Raw genomic sequence first — 16,777 nt, forward strand, 5'->3', positions numbered from 1 at the left:
TGATTAAATGGCACAAGATATTATAGATGGAATTAATCCAACTCGTATGGAATTATTGTCTCTTAAAAACAGGACTAAACTGGCTGTAAAAGGTCACGGTTTACTCAAAGAGAAAAGGGACGCTTTAATTAAAGAGTTTTTTGATATCTTGGATCGTGTCAAAGGTATTCGTGAAAACGCAGAATTAAGTCTAAAAGAAGCGAACGATGCTTTACTTGAAGCTCAAATTGCAATGGGTGATTTGGCTGTTAGAAAAGCAGCATTATCTGTAAAGGAATCTGTTGATGTTGAGATTACTTCAAGAAGCGTTATGGGTGTAGCAGTACCTGTGACTGATGTCAAAATGGCTGAAAGGTCCATTATTGATAGGGGTTACGGATTTTCAGATACAACTATTCAATTAGACGAAGCTGCTAAAAAATATGAGGAATCTATTAAGTACTTAATCGAACTGGGTGAAGTAGAAAAAACTATTTATCTGCTCGCTGAAGAAATCGAAGCTACTAAACGTAGAGTAAATGCTTTGGAACATATTATGATTCCAAGATTCCAAAATACTGAAAAGTATATTGATATGAGACTCCAAGAAATGGAAAGGGAAAACTTTGTTAGATTGAAAATGATTAGATCAACTATAGAGAAAAATGAAAAAGCGGCTGCGGCTGCTGCAGAAGCTGAAAATGCTGAAGCTTAAATTTTTCTCATATCTTTTTATTTTCTTCTATTTTTTATTATTTTTTTAATTAGAAAGTTATAAATTAATTATTTTTAAAATTAAGATTTTTTAAAAAGTTACTGTAAAAATTTTTTTTACTAGAAATATTTCAAAATCGGTGTTAAAATGAGAAGAAATCCAATTGACCAATTTATGAAAGACCCAGATAATAAGGCAAGAGTATTCATGTGGATTACTTATGCAATGATTGCAACTACTTTTATGATAACAATTGGAGTAATATTATTTATCATTCATCTAGTTGGTGTTTTTTAGCCTCGTCATTTACTTTTTCACTGGCTAATTCTACTTTTTCGTATAATTTTTCAAAATTCACATCTTTGTCGATAATTGTAAGCAATGGCTCTGATTTTTCGGTAATTGATCCTATGTGTGGAAGGTCATAAATATTGTCCAAATCAATTTTTTCGTATTTCATTCTTGTCGGTGAATAGATGATTTTTTTATATGCATAATATTTAGGTTTTGGAATGTCTATAATTTCTCCGTTGCATGCCCTGATATGTGCATCCAGCATGTTAATGTCTAATGATTTTTCTACACATTCGAATGTTCCCTGAATTCTTGGATTAATTTCAATAACATACAGTCCATTTTCATTCAGGATATAGTCAACACCGTTGGATCCGACTAAATTAAATTTATGGGCTAACTTCTCGGAAGTTTCATTCATCTGTTTATTTATATCGTCCACGTCATTGACATCCTCCATTATGGATTCGCAAGTCAATGGCAGGATGTTTCCGATATATATGAAACTGTCATCAATGCCGAAGTCATTTTCGCACAGCAGTCTTGTGTTGATGATTGTCTTTGCATCGGTTTTGCTCGAAAGCAGTGATGAGCTTACATTGATTCCCCTGACATATTCCTGCAACATGTATTCGCCATCATTAAATTGGATATCTGAATCATTATTTAAAAGATTTATGTCATAACCTCCACTTCCTTGAAGAGGTTTTAAAATAAATTGAATGTCTTCATGATTTTCATTAATTTCCAAAGCTTCATCCATATCCACATGAAAAGTCATTGGAGTTAAAAATTTGTCCTTGATTTTTTCATAAAATCTGTATTTGTTCTCGATGGCCTTGACATTAACAGTCCCTAAAATCTTTTTTTGATGTTCTTTTGAAAAATCTGATGGTGAAACGCCGCTGATAGGTATGATATAATCAACTTCATCAAGATACTCTTCTGATATCTCTAAAAGGTGTTTGCTGTTGAACTGATCTTCGAAACTTCCGCAGCTTTCATCTTCAATTTCATTTAGGATGATTTTCTGATTTTTAATTTTGGGAGTGTCTAAAGTTGAAAAATAACTTGAAGAGTAAATTTCGTAATCTAGCTTTAATGCACTATTAAGCATACTTCTTGTATCAATTCCAATAAGTAATAGCTTTTCCATAAAATATCAATAAAAATAGTTATTTTTAATAGTCCCGAGCGGAGTCGAACCGCCGTCTCCGGGTCCAAAGCCTAGAAGGATTACCACTACCCTACGGGACTATTATTTGTTGCAAATGTACAACAATAATATATCTTTATCATGTAGTATTTAAACCTATCGGCAATATTATAATTTTCGATAAAATAAGCATTTTTCATGCCACATGCAATTGGAGCAAATTTCACAAACACTTTCTTTTGTATTGAAAATCAAATCGACTTTTTTGAATAATTCGATTGCATTCTGTTCTTCGGTGATGTCTAATTTTTTTAAGACTTCCTCATCCATCCCTACAATTCTTTTATTTTGGTCTTCATTTTCGCAAATTCCTTCATTTAAATTTGGGCATGCTTTGCAAATGTCATCTGCAGAGTTGGTGAGTGTTACTGTAGTCGTGTCGAGCTTTCTTTTGGCGTTAATGTCAACCATATTTCTGACAAACGCTTCATCATAGCCGTAACCCTGAAAGCCCTTAAGGCATAATAGGTGATGTCCTCTTAAAACAAGTTTCATGTTGAATCAAAAAATAATAAAAAAAGAAAGGTTTTAAAACCTTTAGTCTTTTGGTAAAAATACTTTGGATACTGAAGCTGCACCTAATATTTTTACAATGTCTCCTGCGATAAATGGTACAAGACCCATCATCAGTAAGTCAACAACACTTAAAGCGGTTCCTTGGGTAGCAATAGACCATAATGCAAGACCGGCCAATCCTGGAATGTAAATCAATGCGAAGTTTGCAATTCCAATAACGACTGCCATTTTTGTAAAGTTACGTGCTTTTGCATATTTTTCAGTAATCAATCCTACGAAGTAAGATGCAATAACAAATCCTATGAAAAATCCGCATGTGGATCCAAGGAATATGTCTAATCCACCGGTCATTCCTCCAAACCAAGGAACGAATGCGATTCCAAGAACGATATATAGGATTTGGCTTAAACAACCATATTTTTTACCTAAAAATAAACCAGAACATAATACTGCAAATGTTTGAGCAGTTATAGGAACTGGAGTCCATGGGAGTGGAATAATGATTTGAGCCATTATACCAGTAATGCATGCCATCATTAATGACATAAGTAACTTAGTTGCAGTACTAGCATCTTGTATTCTTTCAAAAACGTTTTTTCTAGTACTGTAATAATTATCTATATCGATATTCATCTTTTTCCCTCCAATTTCTGATTATATTATTTTTTTCAAATAAAAAAAAATTTGAATGAGAATGGTAAATTCCCATTAGTCAATTGTAATTAATTGAATGTTGTTTGGTTTTTTAACAATGTTTACAGAGTTAAATGCAACCAGTTTTTTGATTCCTTTTTCAGAAGCAACATCAACAAGTCTTTGACTGATCACACCATCAAAGATAACAGCGTCAGCGGTTCCGTCTATGTTTTTGATTTCCTCATAGATTTCTTCCACTTCAACCTCTTTGGTCATGTTCAATGCTTCATCTAAGATTGCTCCACTGCCTGTGCCTTCGAATTCCTTAAGCATGTCTTTCATTAAGGTTACTTCGTCGTCTTCGATTACAGGTTCTTCAACAACACGTTCACGTTTGGAGAACTTTTGGTGTTGTTTTTTGTGGCGTCTGTCTTGTCTTCTGTGGTCTCTTTTGCTGTTTTCATTGAAGATATTGTTGGTTGCTAAAAACTGTGCTGTAGGAACTTTGTCTCTAAGAGCAATGAGTACTTCGTCTTTTTCCAGATCTTCAACTTCTTTTCCTTTTGGAGCACGGGTAATGTAGTCAACGTCACCGATTTGCAGGAGTTCTTTTAGGATTAATTCTCCTCCTCTGTCACCGTCAACGAATGCAGTGGTGGTTCTTTTTTTACTTAACTCACCAATGGATTTTGGAACGCTTACTCCTTCAACCGCTACGGTATTTTTGATTCCGTATTTGAGTAAGTTTAAAACATCGCTACGTCCTTCCACTACAATAATCGCATCGGATGTGTGGATGCTAGGGCCGGCAGGCAATCGATCATCACCATATTCAGAGATTTCATGCACTCTCATGGCTTCTCTGACTTCTTCAATCATTTTCATACTTGCAGGACCAACGCTTTCAACCATGTTTTTATAGATTTCTTTTGCACGGTTAACCACTTGTTCTCTTTTGACAGCTCTTACGTCTTCTACTTTTAAAGTTTGAATTTCAGCTTCGCAAGGTCCAACACGATTAATTGTTTCGAGAGATGCTGCGAGTATGGCGGTTTCAACTCTGTCTAAACTGGATGGAATTACAATTTCGCCTTTAGCTCTTCCACTATTGGAATGGATGTTAACTTGAATTCTACCAATTCTTCCAGTTCTTTGAAGCTCTCTTAAGTCTAAATCATTACTGAGCAAACCTTCAGTTTGTCCGAAAACTGCACCGACAACATCCGGTTTTTCAACAATTCCATTAGCTGTAATCTGAGCATGGATTAAATATTTTGTTGTTGTTAATTCTTCACCTTTTCCCATTTTTAAGCCTCCTTAGCTTATTAATCGGGATAATTTATGTAATATCTAAGTGAATGTGCATAAATTATACGATAAACTTATTATTTTTTTATCTTTTATACACTAAAAAAAGAGTCAATACATTTGCAGGAGATTCTTCCATTAAGGTTTACTAATATTTTCTAATTAATGGTTTAATTTTAGATTTATAAACTTCTTAACTGTCAAATTCATCAATATTTGATTTTTCTCCTGTCTTTTGATTAGATTAGTAATAATGTAATAAGAATAATGTAATAACTCTATTGAGCATATAAATGATATGTTAAGTATTTTCAAATACTTCTAATTATTAACTTTAGTTGAACTAATATATAAAATCTGTTATATATTTTAGGAAGGTACTACAAACTACTATACAAGTTAAGAAAATTTGGTGAACGCATGTCAATAAATCCAAAAAATGTTTTAAATAAGAATAAAAATTTAAATAAACGTGTTGATGTTGATAAAATTAATTTAGATGGTGTTGATATCACAGATTTAAAATTCAATGGTAAAAATTACACTAAGCATATTAATTTAATTTCTCTTCTCGATGAGATTTCCGCATGTCAGCTCAGCGATGCATACAATTCAATCTCCTCAAGGTCCGGCACAATACAATCCATAAAACCGATCAACAATCATAAGGTTTGGGGCAGAATATTCACTGCCGAAACCACAAGTGATGACTGGGGGACTTCAGCATTGGCAATTGATGCTGCAGATGAAGGAGATATTCTTTTTTTCAAGGTTGACAGTGAAGACAAGGCCATTTGGGGTGAACTTGCCTCAAGCTGTGCAAGGGATAACGGCATAAAGGCAACTGTCATTTACGGTTCTGCACGTGATTTGGATGCTCTTTTATATATGGACTTTCCGGTATTTGCAAGCAATTTTTGTCCGAATGCTGGATCTGCTTTAGGTCTGGGCACTTTGGGTGAGACAATTTCAGTTGAAGGTGTTGATATCAATTCAGGAGACTTTTTGCTTGCAGATGAATCAGGAATTGTTGTGATTCCTCAGTCCCTTTTTGCAAAAACTATCGAAGCCGCACTTGCCGTAAAGATAAAGGAGGCAGGTATTATCCAGGATATAAATGGTGGTAAAACATTGGCTGAAATAGTCGGGCTCAGATAGAAAAACATTTATATGGACATCAATATTTATATATAAATATATCGATAGGTTTATATATGACATATGTCTAATTATATAAATGATACAGATTTGATTTTAAGTTTGATTTTATGAAATTTTTAGGAAACAGTTTGCATATAGCAAACTCTGGAAAATTGATAGCACGATCTGACAAGACACCTTCACCAGGTGCAATAGTTTTTGATAGCAAAAAGAATAAGATAGGTAAGGTCGGCTATGTATTTGGGCCCACAAAAAAGCCCTACATTTCTATTCGCCTATTCAAATCTGCAAATAGGAATGAAATTGTAAAAAATTGTGGTGAAAAACTGTTTGTATCGAAACCAAAATCCAAAAAGTCTAGAAAAAGGAGGATGAGAACACGACACAAAAAGTAGACGAAATGCCAAGAAGAGGACGTAGAAGAACAAGACAAGTTGAAACTCCCGAAGATAATTATGCGCAAGATAAACAAACCGTATGTCCTGAATGTGGTTCTACTGAATTAATCGGTGACTATGAAAGGGCAGAAGTTGTATGTGCTCGTTGCGGATTAGTCATTGACGAAAATCTTGTTGATATGGGTCCTGAATGGAGGGCATTTGACCATGAACAAAGAGATAAACGTACAAGAGTAGGAGCTCCAATTACTTACACCATTCACGATAAAGGTTTAAGTACAATGATTGATTGGAGAAACAAAGATATCTATGGTCGTGATATTCCTGCAAGAAACAGAGCTCAATGGTACAGATTAAGAAAATGGCAAAGGAAAATCAGGATTTCCGGTGCTACTGAAAGAAATCTTGCATTTGCATTAAGTGAACTTGACCGTGACTCCTCAAGATTAGGTCTTCCAAGATCAGTTAGGGAAGCTGCATCTGTAGTATACAGAAGTGCTGTTGACAATAAGCTGATTAGGGGAAGAAGTATTGAGGGAGTAGTGGCAGCTTCATTATATGCTGCATGCAGACGTTGTAACGTACCACGTACTTTGGATGAAATTGCTGAAGTATCAAGAGTTACTAAAAAAGAAGTAGGTCGTACTTACAGGTTCCTGACCCGTGAATTGAATATTAAACTGCCGCCAACTTCTCCGGTGGATTATGTTCCTAGATTTGCATCTGAATTGGGATTATCCGGTGAAGCACAATCCAAAGCTATTGAAATTATCGAAAAGGCAATGGAAAAAGGATTGACTTCAGGAAGAGGCCCTACCGGTGTAGCTGCAGCTGCTTTATACATTGCATCCGTTTTACTTGGTGAGAGAAAAACACAAAGGGATGTAGCAGATATTGCAGGTGTAACTGAAGTTACTATTCGTAACAGGTACAAAGAATTAACAGAACAATTGGAAATGGGTGTAACCTTATAGTTATGTCCCTTTTGATTAATTGAGGATAACTTGATTAATCATTCTTTTTTTATTTTTTTGCTTGTGATATTATGAAGTTTAACAAAAAACACATATTGATATTGTTGATTTTCATTGCTGCATTATGCGTCATCTGTGCAGTTTCAGCACAACCAACCGCTGCGGCTAAAACCTCAAAATCCACCATCAAAATTAACAATTTCAAACCTGGCGTTTCATGGGCGCCAAAAGCTTTGAAATTAAAGAATGGTGATGCCATTGCGGGGTATGTTGAATATAAGGGAAACATGCAGTTTGACAAGGGAACAGGTGTCACTTGCTGGTATGTCGGAAACGGTTTGAATGGTGATTTGGAACCTCATTTCACAAAGCTTGTAAAGGTAAAATTCTACTTTAAAAACAAGAACGGCAAAGTTAAAACTAAAACTGTTTCAAGCAAAGGCAGCAGCCACATAAGAACCAATTTGATTAATGGTTACACTCCCTACAAAGCGGATGTATGGTACAAATCATAGCTTTTTTAGAATGAATCCTCAGAGGTTCATTTTTTTTTAATTTATGTCTTTGATTACTATTAGAATGCATATCTTGTCTTAGGAGTATAGCATAAATTTCATTGAGGGGTTTTAAAATTCCTTATTTTATATTTTTTCTGAATTGAATTTTTTATAGTATTTCACATTTTTTTTTAAAATAGTGCATAATTGTTAAATATCATTTTCAATAAACTATAATTAACTATGGAGAAATTATCATGTTAGAACAATACTTGCCTTTTATGGGGCTAATAATTTTTGGAAATATTGAAAACCTAATTCTTTCATCACAAGGTGTTGTACAAGGAGTTAATCCTAAGGTATTAGGTGGTTTAAGCATACTTGTTGTAATAATCTGGCTGGTATTAGGTACAATTTTGACTGATGCCGCAATGCAATATTCAAACGCCATCAATTTTATCGGTGGACTTGCAATATTCATATTAGGTATTCAAGCAGTTTATGAAGCTGTAAAAAATATCAGATCAAAAGGAAGTGCATAAGTATGGTCGATTTAAAAGAGTACGTCCCGTTTACTGGATTGCTTATTTTTGGAAACATTGAAAACCTTATTTTAGCATCACAAGGTGCTGTAGCTCATGTCGATCCATTTATTTTAGGTGGATTAAGTATTATAGCGGTTATCATATGGCTTTTAATTGGAACATACGGAACCAAAATTGCTATTAAATATGCTGATTACATTGAAATCATCGGCGGAGTGGCCATTATTATTTTAGGTTTACAGTCCATGCTTGAAGCTTTCGGAGTAATTCCCTGATTTTAACTGTCAAGCATAAGGAGTGCATATGTTTTTTGCATTCCATATTTCATTCTTTTTTTAACTTTAGGAGTATTTCTCAATTCTATAAATTAACTCACGCACAATTCCGTCATTATTGGTCTTTTTAACTTTTGCAAGTCTTTTTTGATATTTTGGAAGTCTTTTCAAGAAGTTAGCTACTCTTTTTGCACTCATCACTTCATGGTATTCTCCATAACCTAATTTCTGCACGTAAAATCCATTTAATGTCTGTTCAAAGTTTCCGATTGCAGGAACGGAATAAATCGGTTTTTTGAGATGAATTGCTTCTGAAATGAATGTGAATCCTCCATTGCAGATAACTGCTTTGGAAGAGGCAAGATCTTCATAAAATTCATCTTCATTAAATGATTTGTAGGTTAAATTTCCATCAGTTTCATCCTTGTTGAATCCATATACAATGAACTGTTCATCTTTAACTGCTTTAAGCCTTTTAACAAGTTTTTCACTTTCACGGCTTGTTTGGTAAACGATAATGTGGTTTCCTTCTTTAGGCTCTAACTTTAAGATGTCCTCACGGATGATTGGGGGATAGAGGACAGCATGTTTTCTAGGTTTAATTTTTGGATAAAAGAAGCTGGTTAGGATGTGGATCTTGGGATTGACCACATATGTTTTGATGACTCCTTTTGCTTTAAGCATTTCTCCAATATGATGTTTAGGATAGTCAATTTTTGTTTGTGTAATCATGTGGATATTGTCTAGACTGATAAGAGGAATGTTTCTGAGTTTGGACACGACTGTGGCATATATCTCAAAATCAGTCACGATGACATCAGGATGCAGATGTGTCGCTTTTTTATATAAATTCTCATAGCCTACTTTGATGTTGGTCGGATTTCTTTTAAGTGCATCGGATAATGTTTTAAGGTCATTTACTTTGTTGTTGATGTAGACAGTGTTAAATCCACCTATTTCATAGACATTATCAAATTTGGATTTCAAATATTCATATGCTCTGTCGCTTGAAAAAAGATAAACGTCGTATTTGTCCTTGATTCTATCAACAATGACTCCTGTTCTTATTGCATGGCCCATTCCTTCACCGCAAACACAATAGAAGACCACTTTTTTTCTTCTTTTTCGATGCATTGTTTTAATCTGTTTCTGGGTATTTCTGATTCTGCTGAGGGACTCGTCATATGTCGATTTAATTTCATTAATCTGCTCTGCCCTTTTTTCCAGTTTTTCAAATCTTGAACTTGAAAGCCTTTCCCTTCCATGATCAAAGTTATAATTAAGTTCGCTGGCATCAGTCCTTTTTCCTAAAAAGTCGTTAACTGTACTTTTTCCGTATTGCTGAATCAAAGTTGTGATACCTTCTTCTTCGAGCCTTCTGGTTGAAACTTCGATTTTTGCATTTCTAAGCACTCTGAAAGGTTCCTTTTTAGCCAATCTTTCAATGTAATCAGTATCTTCACCAAATGTCAGGGATTCGTCAAATCCTCCGCATTCATCGTGAAGTTCCTTTCTTGCAATTATCCCATAACACCCGGCACCATGGGGCTTTATCTTTTCAACGCTTACCATGAAATTATTTGCAAAATCATGGAACAGCTTGTCTTCAATCTTATTGGACATCGGAAGCATTTGGGTAATGGCTATTCCGAGCTTTTCCATCTGAAATTCATACAGCACATCTCTCAAATAATCATCGGTAAGCTTCAAATCTGAATCGAGGAAAAGCAAATATTCTCCTTTTGCAACTTCAGCACCCTTGTTCCTACCTACTGCTGGAAGACCTCCATCAACCACTATACAGCCATATTCTTGAGCAATTTCTCTTGTCCGGTCTTTGGAGTTAGCATCAGCGACTATTACTTCGTAGTCGTCAAAATCCTGTTTTTTTATGCTTTCCAATAAAACTGGAAGGTATTCCTCTTCATTATAGGTAGGTATGATAATGCTGAAAATCATAGTTAAAAATATATTTTTTAAATAAATAAATTTTTGTAAAATAGGCCATATTTTCGAATTTAAAGGATTATTTTCAATTATCTAGAATTAAATTTTTTTCCAAGACATGATGTTTTCATGTAATTTTCGAGTTTTTGAAAAATTCTTCATTTTGCATATATTTGCGAACACATTTTTCAATTTTTAAAACTCTTTATTATAACATTCAGATTTATCCGAAATACCTGTTTGATATTCAATTGGTAATTTTGACATTAACGCTTCAGTTACTGTATGGAAATTCATACCTAGTAAATCAAAATTTTCAATATGTTTTGGATTTATTGACATTAACGATTGTGTTTTTACATTTAGAGGTTAAATGCTTTTTAAATCTTTAAAATAATTATAATTAACTTTTATTTTGCAAGTGATTAATTTTAAAGCTTTTACACTTGAAATGCACCTCTCTCTTCATGTTGGGGCAATGTCATTTTCTTGACAGCATCATCATTGCAATGATTGTGATGATGAAGCCGCAAAACATTATCATGCTTGGAACTTCACTGTAAAGCAAAAGTCCGAATATCAATGCTGCAAAAGGCTCGGCACCTGAAAGAAGTATTGATGAAACTCCCGAATCAATGTGCTTCAGGCTTAATGTTGAAAAGATGTAAGGAAGGGCAAATGAGAATGTGGAGTGCAATACTAAAAACAGGATTGTTAATGTGGGGTCAATTGATATGAAAGTTGAAATTTGACCAAAATCAGTAAATGGAATCAATGCTGTTGAAATGAACATGATTGAATAAAATAGTATTGTGTATGTGTGATTTCCCCTCTCAATTGATTTTTTCGATGCCATCAGATAAACTGCCCAGAAGAGCCCTGCTCCAATGCCTGAAACTATTCCGAACAGTGGTGTTGAAGAGAGGTTTTCCTCCAAAACTCCTGTCATCAGCAGACATCCGAAGATTGCTAAAAACATGCAGATAATCTTTTTTGAGGTAATCTTTTCTTTGAATATTACATATGCAAATACCAGCACATATATTGGAGCGAGTGATAATAAAACGGCCGCAAGAGACAATGGCACAGTATTCATCGATTCATTATAGCATAGATTAAGTCCGACGATACATAGTGAACATACCAAAAACAGAGGAATGTCCGATAAATCTATTTTGAAGAGGTTCTTGTCGGTTAAGAGTATTGCAATCAATATTGGGATGATTGCTATTGAAAACCTCAAAAACAGGAGTGTGCTTTGGTCAATTCCATTCTGGGTTAATGTGCGAACAAAGATTCCGCTTGATCCGAACATGATTCCAGCCAGAATCGGCAAAATTAGATAGATTTTTTTCATGATATCATTCCAGATATGAATATGCATTCCATGAAACTGTATAATACTCGCAGGAATTGTTCAGAGGAACCCTCAAATCATTCAGAAGTTTCATTTCATTATACTCCGGGTTTATGTGGTATGTTAGTTTATGTGGAGTTGCGTTGTTGTAATTGATAACTTCTGTGCTTATGTTTCCTAAATCAATTTCCCCAGTCGGATTGACGATATCTACAGTGTAGTAGTCCGCTTCGGCTCCCGCAAATGCTACAGTAAAGCGTAAAAATATCACGAAAATTACCAAAAAGTAAATTCCAAAACGGTTGAACAGGTATCTTATCTCGCTGAAGCCACGATTTCTATAAACCGGCTGGATTTTCTCATTTTCATCAAGTAATGTCTCGTCATTAAATATTTTTCCGATTATTATATTCAGATAGAATCCGTTTCTGTACACCAGGTATAGTCCGAGGATTCCAACATATGAAGGGGTTGCAAACATTCCTCCATCGATGATGCCGATAATCAGGCAGCTTGAGAAAAATGCAATCAGAAGATTAGTGAACCATGGACGTTTTTGGCATGCCAGAACAAGAGTGACAAATAATATTGGAATTAATAAAATCACCAAAAAACTGAAACTTGGAAGGTACTGATATAGACCAACGCCTGTGTTAATGTCACTTTGAATGAATGGTCCCATTATCTGAGTTAGAAGTGCTCCTAAAATAGACTTTAACAGATGAGTATGCAAAATGCTTGTAGTGCTCATTGAGCTAGTCATAGAGGCAAAAATAGTGTTAAGTTTTATGCCCATTTGAATCCTGAAGATGACCTCCAAAATAATGCCCATCACCAGTGAAGCAAAACCCACTGCAATTGAGATTTTGAGATATTTTGTGGTGTCGATATCCTTATCGATCATCTGGGATAATATTAAAAACAAACCTAAAAGGCCAAAAAAGATTATGTCCTTTCCCTTTGAGGATCCCATTAGAAATAAATATGTAATTGGCCTTATAATCGGATTGAACATGTCAGTTAGAAATATCACTCCTGCAAAGATAATGCAAATCAATCCAATTATGATAGTTTTATTAAGTTTCATTAACAATAGTTTAATTATTAATACCTTAAATAAGTGATGCCATGTTTCCGATTGAATATTTCATAGGTCTGATTTTAATAGGTATCTGTGCGGGTTTTGCATCAGGCCTTTTGGGTGTAGGGGGCGGATTTTTAATAGTTCCTCTGCAATACTTTTTACTTAAATACATTGGTGTTGAACCGGATTTGGCAATGTTAATCTCTCTGGGCACCAGTCTCGCCATTATCATTCCAACATCTTTCAGTGGAGCTTATCGCCACACTCGTACAATGGATGGTATTGTTAAGCCTGGAATTCGGTTAGGTGTTTTTGGGATAATTGGGGGAGTTATCGGCGGATTTGTAGCATCAGGTTTGCCTTCAGGAATCCTGGAAATAATCTTTGGATGCTTATTGCTTTTTGTTGTTTTTAAGAATATACTTGACATCAACAAGGAGAGGGAGGATGCTAAAATTCCATTTAATCTGCTTTCAACTGCAATAATCGGTATTTTTGTCGGTTTTGCATCAGGCCTTTTGGGAATTGGAGGGGGAATCTTCTTAATCGTGATTTTAACTGCACTTTTAGGATTCTCATTGATTGAAGCAATTGGAACCTCATCCGTATTTATTTGCCTGACTGCAATCGGTGGATTTTTATCATATGTAGTGTCCGGATGGGGAGTCAGCACATTTCCATATTCGATAGGTTATGTGAGTATCATAAACTTTATTTTAATTTCTTGCTTTTCAGTTCCGATGGCATCTTTAGGTGCTAAAATGGCGCATAAAGTTCCTCAAAAGAAATTAAAAATCGTATTTTCTATTTTAGTTCTTTACATTGCATTGAAAATGTTGGGTGTTTTACCATAAGGTGATAAAATGAGTGGAGACAGAAAAGTTGGTGAAAATTTTGATGCGGATGATGCATCAGACATCTTTGACAAATTAAGAAACATTGAAGGAAAAACAAAATCTAAAAAAGATGACAGTAAATTAAAGAATATTGCAAATCTGATGAATGAAGCCAAATACTATGAAAATAAAGGCGAATTTGATAAGGCAATCGATTTATATAATCAGGTCATCTTCACATTGCCGGATTCTGTAAAGGCATATGAAGCAATAGCAGCTATCTATAGAAAACAGGGCGATGAGGGTAGCGAAAAGGAAATCTTAAAGAAAGCCATTGCTTCATGCAGTAAAAATGATGAATTTAAAAAAAGATTAAATGAACTTAAATAGATAACATGAGGCGAAAAGAAACAATTTTATTCATGACTGTCGGAACAGGATTCAATTCAAGTTCCGATGAAAACGGATTCAAGTTGCTTGCAAAGAAATTATACTCTACCATAAATAAAATCTATCCCAATCAGGTTGTATTTTTTGCATCGGATAAGTCCAAACGCACAATAGAATATATTGAGGAGCTGTTTAGGCTTGAAGGTGATGAGTTTATTTTGGATGAGGATTACCAAATTGTTCCAATTGAAGCTATTGATGATTTTAATTCCTGTTTTGAAGCTTTTGAATCAAAGATATGGGACTTTGATTATTTAAAAGAAGAGGAATATAAAATTATAATGGATTATACCTCAGGAACTAAAACAATGTCTGCTGCAATGGCTTGCTGTGGTCTTTTCTACTCTAAGGATTTGATTTCTGTAGGTGGAGACAGGTCCATGGGTGAAGTTTCAGCAGGCACGGAGCTCATCAATTATCAAAATCTCTATAAAATTTATGACAAATTCGCATTGATGAGAACAAGATACAATTTCAATGCCAAAAGGTTCATGGCATGCATTGATATCTTAGATTATATAGTAGATTTGAATATTCATAAGGCGTCATTATTGAATTTGTGCAAGTCATATTACGCGTGGGACAATATGGACTTTGAAAGCGCATACGAACATTTAAAGAAGGTTGACATTAACCAATTTGAATTCATCGAAATTGAAAAAGATCTCAAAAATAACCTTAAGGCTTTGGGAGCCATTGTAAATTCAAGGTCTGAAAATCTCAAGAATTGCTACATTCTTGCAAGTCTGATTAACAACGCCATAGGCAAGGCTGAGGAATACAAATATGACGATGCAATTGCCAGATTATACAGGGCTCTTGAATTGTCAGCTCAAATTAAATTAACCTCATATGGCATTAAAAGTTCGGATGTTGATGTTTCAGTGCTTTTGGAGAGTGATGTTTCACAGGAGTTCATTGATGAGTTGGAAAAAACAAGAGAAGATGGGAAAATAAGGATAGGTCTTGTTAAGGATTATCAGTTGCTTAATGAGTTAAATGATGATTTGGGCAAATATTATGTGGATAATGAGAAAAAAATCAGAAACATTACCATAAAAAGGAATAATTCCATCTTGGCACATGGTCTTGAATCAAAGTCAAAAGATGATTTTGACGAATTTTTAAAAGTCGTAACTGATGTGGCTAGAAATTTGGACAAGGACATGAACAAATTCCTGAAACAAACTAAATTCGCAAAATTCGATTTAAAATTAAAGTTAAATACTTTTTAAATAACTGAATAATTATATTTCAGTTATTCCTATTTTTTCAACAGATACTTTCTGGAGATATTTTTAAAACTGAAACTAGGGTCTGTTGTCTTGTAGTATACCCAACCTTCACGGGCACAATCTGTTTGCCCTTCACAAACGCTTGAAGCATAGTTTCCGTCTGCAGTTAGCTTAAATTCTTCAAAATCATCTGGAAGAATATAGGTCATTGTTTCTATGGGCACACTTTCCATATCAAATGCATCCCAGATTTTCTTAGCTTCACGTATATCAAATGATCCTTTCACGCTATCAATCATGTGGAAGCAGAATAAATGGTTTTCACTTAACTTTTGAGGATTTCCTTCAATTTCCGGTCCGCAGATTTCACCTTGCCAACATACAAAGTCGCACTCTTCAGTGTTTTTAAGGTAGCTTTCAAGTTTCTCTTCAATCTCATATGCTTCTGCCATTTCCCAGTAGATGTCTTCAGCATCAATTATCTGTTCGTTATCAGGGTGGAATACGAGCATGTTGTCTGAATATATGTAAAAATCATATTTGGTTCTTCCAAAACTTGATTTTACCTTCTCAAGGATATATGTGGCTGGTGAACCGTCACATTTTTGTGTACGGATAAAAGGAGTCTTGTCTTTCAAAATCTCAGGCATGTTTTCGCAGTGTTCTTGATTATATTTTGAAATGTATCCAAAGTTGTTTGGCAAATCATTGAGGATGTCTTTTGTCTTGCCGAAGAAGGAATGCATCATGTTTTCTCCCCATCCTCTTTTCATTAACCATCCTCCGATTGAACTTTCAAACATTTCGTTTTGTTCCTGATTTTCTGATTCTTCTCCTATTTTGTATCTGTAGTCATCAGGATTTGAATAGGTGACTCCAAGCAATTCTGTTACATCTGTATGTTCTTTTTGAGGGATATCAAAATCAAATATGTTAAGAGGCAATACAATGCCCTGTGTTATGACATCTAATTTTTCAAGTTTCATTGTTTTTATTTCAAAATTTTTGCAACGCAGAAACTCAGACCATTCTTCTTCAGGAACTTTCGAATCTATTTCAATGTATATGCAGAAATCTCCTACTTTGAAATCCCCCGCTTCGCCAATACATGTCCATCCGAGAACTCCAATAAGTTCCAGGCCGTCATAACCTTCAATTGCCTTAGTCCAATCCACTTTTTCAACATGCGCCAGGGAACGTTTTCCATCAATTATCAAGATTTTCCCTCCTATTAATACTATTTCTTCAAATCTTTTGTTATATGTTTCGATAGGAAATTCTTCCATATTGGGGGGGGGGTTGAAAAAAAGAACTATAAAAAAAGTCAATTTAAAATTAGATTTAAAAAAAATAA

Annotated in this window: 19 protein-coding genes and 1 tRNA gene; 11 read left to right on the forward strand and 9 right to left on the reverse strand. The window is 34.6% G+C overall.

Translation table 11 applies throughout. The features are described 5' to 3' along the window. Positions 1 to 7 precede the first annotated feature (7 nt). Together Q0W26_RS08090 and Q0W26_RS08095 are read left to right on the forward strand one after the other, a co-directional pair. Complete coding sequence (locus Q0W26_RS08090) at positions 8 to 694, forward strand: V-type ATP synthase subunit D (protein ID WP_298523782.1); 687 nt, start codon at positions 8 to 10, stop codon at positions 692 to 694. A gap of 147 nt (positions 695 to 841) precedes the next feature. After that, a complete protein-coding gene (locus Q0W26_RS08095) occupies positions 842 to 991 on the forward strand; it encodes a hypothetical protein (RefSeq protein WP_298523784.1) in 150 nt (49 codons plus the stop codon). On the opposite strand, the gene Q0W26_RS08100 is transcribed toward Q0W26_RS08095, so the two are convergent. The 5 genes from Q0W26_RS08100 to dnaG form a co-directional block, all read right to left on the reverse strand. After that, positions 966 to 2,144, reverse strand: coding sequence for an ATP-grasp domain-containing protein (locus Q0W26_RS08100; RefSeq protein WP_298523786.1), 1,179 nt, complete (start codon positions 2,142 to 2,144; stop codon positions 966 to 968). The genes Q0W26_RS08095 and Q0W26_RS08100 overlap by 26 nt on opposite strands. Before the next feature lie 29 nt (positions 2,145 to 2,173). Continuing rightward, positions 2,174 to 2,245: transfer RNA gene (locus Q0W26_RS08105), tRNA-Gln, on the reverse strand. Positions 2,246 to 2,312: 67 nt separating this feature from the next. Next, positions 2,313 to 2,699 carry a DUF1284 domain-containing protein gene (locus Q0W26_RS08110; RefSeq protein WP_298523787.1) on the reverse strand — a complete coding sequence of 129 codons (387 nt, stop codon included), beginning with the start codon at positions 2,697 to 2,699 and terminating at the stop codon, positions 2,313 to 2,315. 42 nt (positions 2,700 to 2,741) lie between these two features. After that, entirely contained in the window at positions 2,742 to 3,347 is a 606-nt protein-coding gene (locus Q0W26_RS08115) for a biotin transporter BioY (protein WP_342765342.1), read from the reverse strand. Positions 3,348 to 3,428: 81 nt separating this feature from the next. Next, positions 3,429 to 4,661 (reverse strand): DNA primase DnaG, encoded by a 1,233-nt coding sequence (gene dnaG / locus Q0W26_RS08120; RefSeq protein WP_298523790.1) that lies wholly within the window; start codon positions 4,659 to 4,661, stop codon positions 3,429 to 3,431. Positions 4,662 to 5,084: 423 nt separating this feature from the next. On the opposite strand from dnaG, the gene Q0W26_RS08125 reads away from it, so the two are divergent. The 6 genes from Q0W26_RS08125 (at position 5,085) to Q0W26_RS08150 (ending at position 8,514) form a co-directional block, all read left to right on the forward strand. Next, positions 5,085 to 5,822: an RraA family protein gene (locus Q0W26_RS08125; protein WP_298523792.1), complete on the forward strand. Its 738-nt coding sequence runs from the start codon at positions 5,085 to 5,087 to the stop codon at positions 5,820 to 5,822. Positions 5,823 to 5,932: 110 nt separating this feature from the next. Beyond that, positions 5,933 to 6,220 (forward strand): Gar1/Naf1 family protein, encoded by a 288-nt coding sequence (locus Q0W26_RS08130; protein WP_298523794.1) that lies wholly within the window; start codon positions 5,933 to 5,935, stop codon positions 6,218 to 6,220. A gap of 5 nt (positions 6,221 to 6,225) precedes the next feature. Then, the gene (locus Q0W26_RS08135) at positions 6,226 to 7,197 is read left to right on the forward strand and encodes a transcription initiation factor IIB (RefSeq protein WP_298523796.1); all 972 of its coding nucleotides are present in this window, start codon (positions 6,226 to 6,228) and stop codon (positions 7,195 to 7,197) included. A gap of 71 nt (positions 7,198 to 7,268) precedes the next feature. Next, a complete protein-coding gene (locus tag Q0W26_RS08140) occupies positions 7,269 to 7,712 on the forward strand; it encodes a hypothetical protein (RefSeq protein ID WP_298523798.1) in 444 nt (147 codons plus the stop codon). Between the two features lie 239 nt (positions 7,713 to 7,951). Continuing rightward, the gene (locus Q0W26_RS08145; protein ID WP_298523800.1) at positions 7,952 to 8,236 is read left to right on the forward strand and encodes a hypothetical protein; all 285 of its coding nucleotides are present in this window, start codon (positions 7,952 to 7,954) and stop codon (positions 8,234 to 8,236) included. A 2-nt stretch (positions 8,237 to 8,238) separates the two neighbouring features. Continuing rightward, positions 8,239 to 8,514, forward strand: a complete 276-nt coding sequence (locus Q0W26_RS08150) for a hypothetical protein (RefSeq protein ID WP_298523802.1) — start codon at positions 8,239 to 8,241, stop codon at positions 8,512 to 8,514. Positions 8,515 to 8,580: 66 nt separating this feature from the next. Here the strand turns inward: Q0W26_RS08150 and Q0W26_RS08155 are convergent, their stop codons facing one another. The 3 genes from Q0W26_RS08155 to Q0W26_RS08165 form a co-directional block, all read right to left on the reverse strand. After that, positions 8,581 to 10,473: an MJ1255/VC2487 family glycosyltransferase gene (locus Q0W26_RS08155; RefSeq protein ID WP_298523804.1), complete on the reverse strand. Its 1,893-nt coding sequence runs from the start codon at positions 10,471 to 10,473 to the stop codon at positions 8,581 to 8,583. A 469-nt stretch (positions 10,474 to 10,942) separates the two neighbouring features. Then, positions 10,943 to 11,818 (reverse strand): DMT family transporter, encoded by an 876-nt coding sequence (locus tag Q0W26_RS08160; RefSeq protein ID WP_298523806.1) that lies wholly within the window; start codon positions 11,816 to 11,818, stop codon positions 10,943 to 10,945. A 4-nt stretch (positions 11,819 to 11,822) separates the two neighbouring features. Beyond that, the gene (locus tag Q0W26_RS08165; protein WP_298523808.1) at positions 11,823 to 12,905 is read right to left on the reverse strand and encodes a hypothetical protein; all 1,083 of its coding nucleotides are present in this window, start codon (positions 12,903 to 12,905) and stop codon (positions 11,823 to 11,825) included. Between the two features lie 41 nt (positions 12,906 to 12,946). On the opposite strand from Q0W26_RS08165, the gene Q0W26_RS08170 reads away from it, so the two are divergent. From Q0W26_RS08170 to Q0W26_RS08180, 3 genes are read left to right on the forward strand one after another with little or no spacing between them, the layout of a single operon-like run. Continuing rightward, positions 12,947 to 13,756 (forward strand): sulfite exporter TauE/SafE family protein, encoded by an 810-nt coding sequence (locus Q0W26_RS08170; protein WP_298523810.1) that lies wholly within the window; start codon positions 12,947 to 12,949, stop codon positions 13,754 to 13,756. 9 nt (positions 13,757 to 13,765) lie between these two features. After that, positions 13,766 to 14,128 carry a lipopolysaccharide assembly protein LapB gene (locus Q0W26_RS08175; protein ID WP_298523812.1) on the forward strand — a complete coding sequence of 121 codons (363 nt, stop codon included), beginning with the start codon at positions 13,766 to 13,768 and terminating at the stop codon, positions 14,126 to 14,128. 5 nt (positions 14,129 to 14,133) lie between these two features. Further along, positions 14,134 to 15,423 (forward strand): TIGR02710 family CRISPR-associated CARF protein, encoded by a 1,290-nt coding sequence (locus Q0W26_RS08180; protein WP_298523814.1) that lies wholly within the window; start codon positions 14,134 to 14,136, stop codon positions 15,421 to 15,423. 29 nt (positions 15,424 to 15,452) lie between these two features. Here Q0W26_RS08180 and Q0W26_RS08185 read toward each other — a convergent pair whose 3' ends face one another. Next, the gene (locus Q0W26_RS08185) at positions 15,453 to 16,640 is read right to left on the reverse strand and encodes an RNA ligase family protein (protein WP_298523816.1); all 1,188 of its coding nucleotides are present in this window, start codon (positions 16,638 to 16,640) and stop codon (positions 15,453 to 15,455) included. Positions 16,641 to 16,777 lie beyond the last annotated feature (137 nt).

This window comes from uncultured Methanobrevibacter sp. (genome assembly GCF_947169325.1).
Classification (GTDB): domain Archaea; phylum Methanobacteriota; class Methanobacteria; order Methanobacteriales; family Methanobacteriaceae; genus Methanocatella.

Bases quoted from the DNA above. Each gene is read 5' to 3' on its own strand.
- Q0W26_RS08110 (WP_298523787.1), bottom strand. From the start codon at position 2,699: ATGAAACTTGTTTTAAGAGGACATCACCTATTATGCCTTAAGGGCTTT.
- Q0W26_RS08095 (WP_298523784.1), top strand. From the start codon at position 842: ATGAGAAGAAATCCAATTGACCAATTTATGAAAGACCCAGATAATAAG.
- Q0W26_RS08140 (WP_298523798.1), top strand. From the start codon at position 7,269: ATGAAGTTTAACAAAAAACACATATTGATATTGTTGATTTTCATTGCT.
- Q0W26_RS08150 (WP_298523802.1), top strand. From the start codon at position 8,239: ATGGTCGATTTAAAAGAGTACGTCCCGTTTACTGGATTGCTTATTTTT.
- Q0W26_RS08125 (WP_298523792.1), top strand. From the start codon at position 5,085: ATGTCAATAAATCCAAAAAATGTTTTAAATAAGAATAAAAATTTAAAT.
- Q0W26_RS08100 (WP_298523786.1), bottom strand. From the start codon at position 2,144: ATGGAAAAGCTATTACTTATTGGAATTGATACAAGAAGTATGCTTAAT.
- Q0W26_RS08135 (WP_298523796.1), top strand. From the start codon at position 6,226: ATGCCAAGAAGAGGACGTAGAAGAACAAGACAAGTTGAAACTCCCGAA.
- Q0W26_RS08165 (WP_298523808.1), bottom strand. From the start codon at position 12,905: ATGAAACTTAATAAAACTATCATAATTGGATTGATTTGCATTATCTTT.
- Q0W26_RS08130 (WP_298523794.1), top strand. From the start codon at position 5,933: ATGAAATTTTTAGGAAACAGTTTGCATATAGCAAACTCTGGAAAATTG.
- Q0W26_RS08160 (WP_298523806.1), bottom strand. From the start codon at position 11,818: ATGAAAAAAATCTATCTAATTTTGCCGATTCTGGCTGGAATCATGTTC.
- Q0W26_RS08170 (WP_298523810.1), top strand. From the start codon at position 12,947: ATGTTTCCGATTGAATATTTCATAGGTCTGATTTTAATAGGTATCTGT.
- Q0W26_RS08090 (WP_298523782.1), top strand. From the start codon at position 8: ATGGCACAAGATATTATAGATGGAATTAATCCAACTCGTATGGAATTA.
- Q0W26_RS08175 (WP_298523812.1), top strand. From the start codon at position 13,766: ATGAGTGGAGACAGAAAAGTTGGTGAAAATTTTGATGCGGATGATGCA.
- dnaG (WP_298523790.1), bottom strand. From the start codon at position 4,661: ATGGGAAAAGGTGAAGAATTAACAACAACAAAATATTTAATCCATGCT.
- Q0W26_RS08180 (WP_298523814.1), top strand. From the start codon at position 14,134: ATGAGGCGAAAAGAAACAATTTTATTCATGACTGTCGGAACAGGATTC.
- Q0W26_RS08155 (WP_298523804.1), bottom strand. From the start codon at position 10,473: ATGATTTTCAGCATTATCATACCTACCTATAATGAAGAGGAATACCTT.
- Q0W26_RS08145 (WP_298523800.1), top strand. From the start codon at position 7,952: ATGTTAGAACAATACTTGCCTTTTATGGGGCTAATAATTTTTGGAAAT.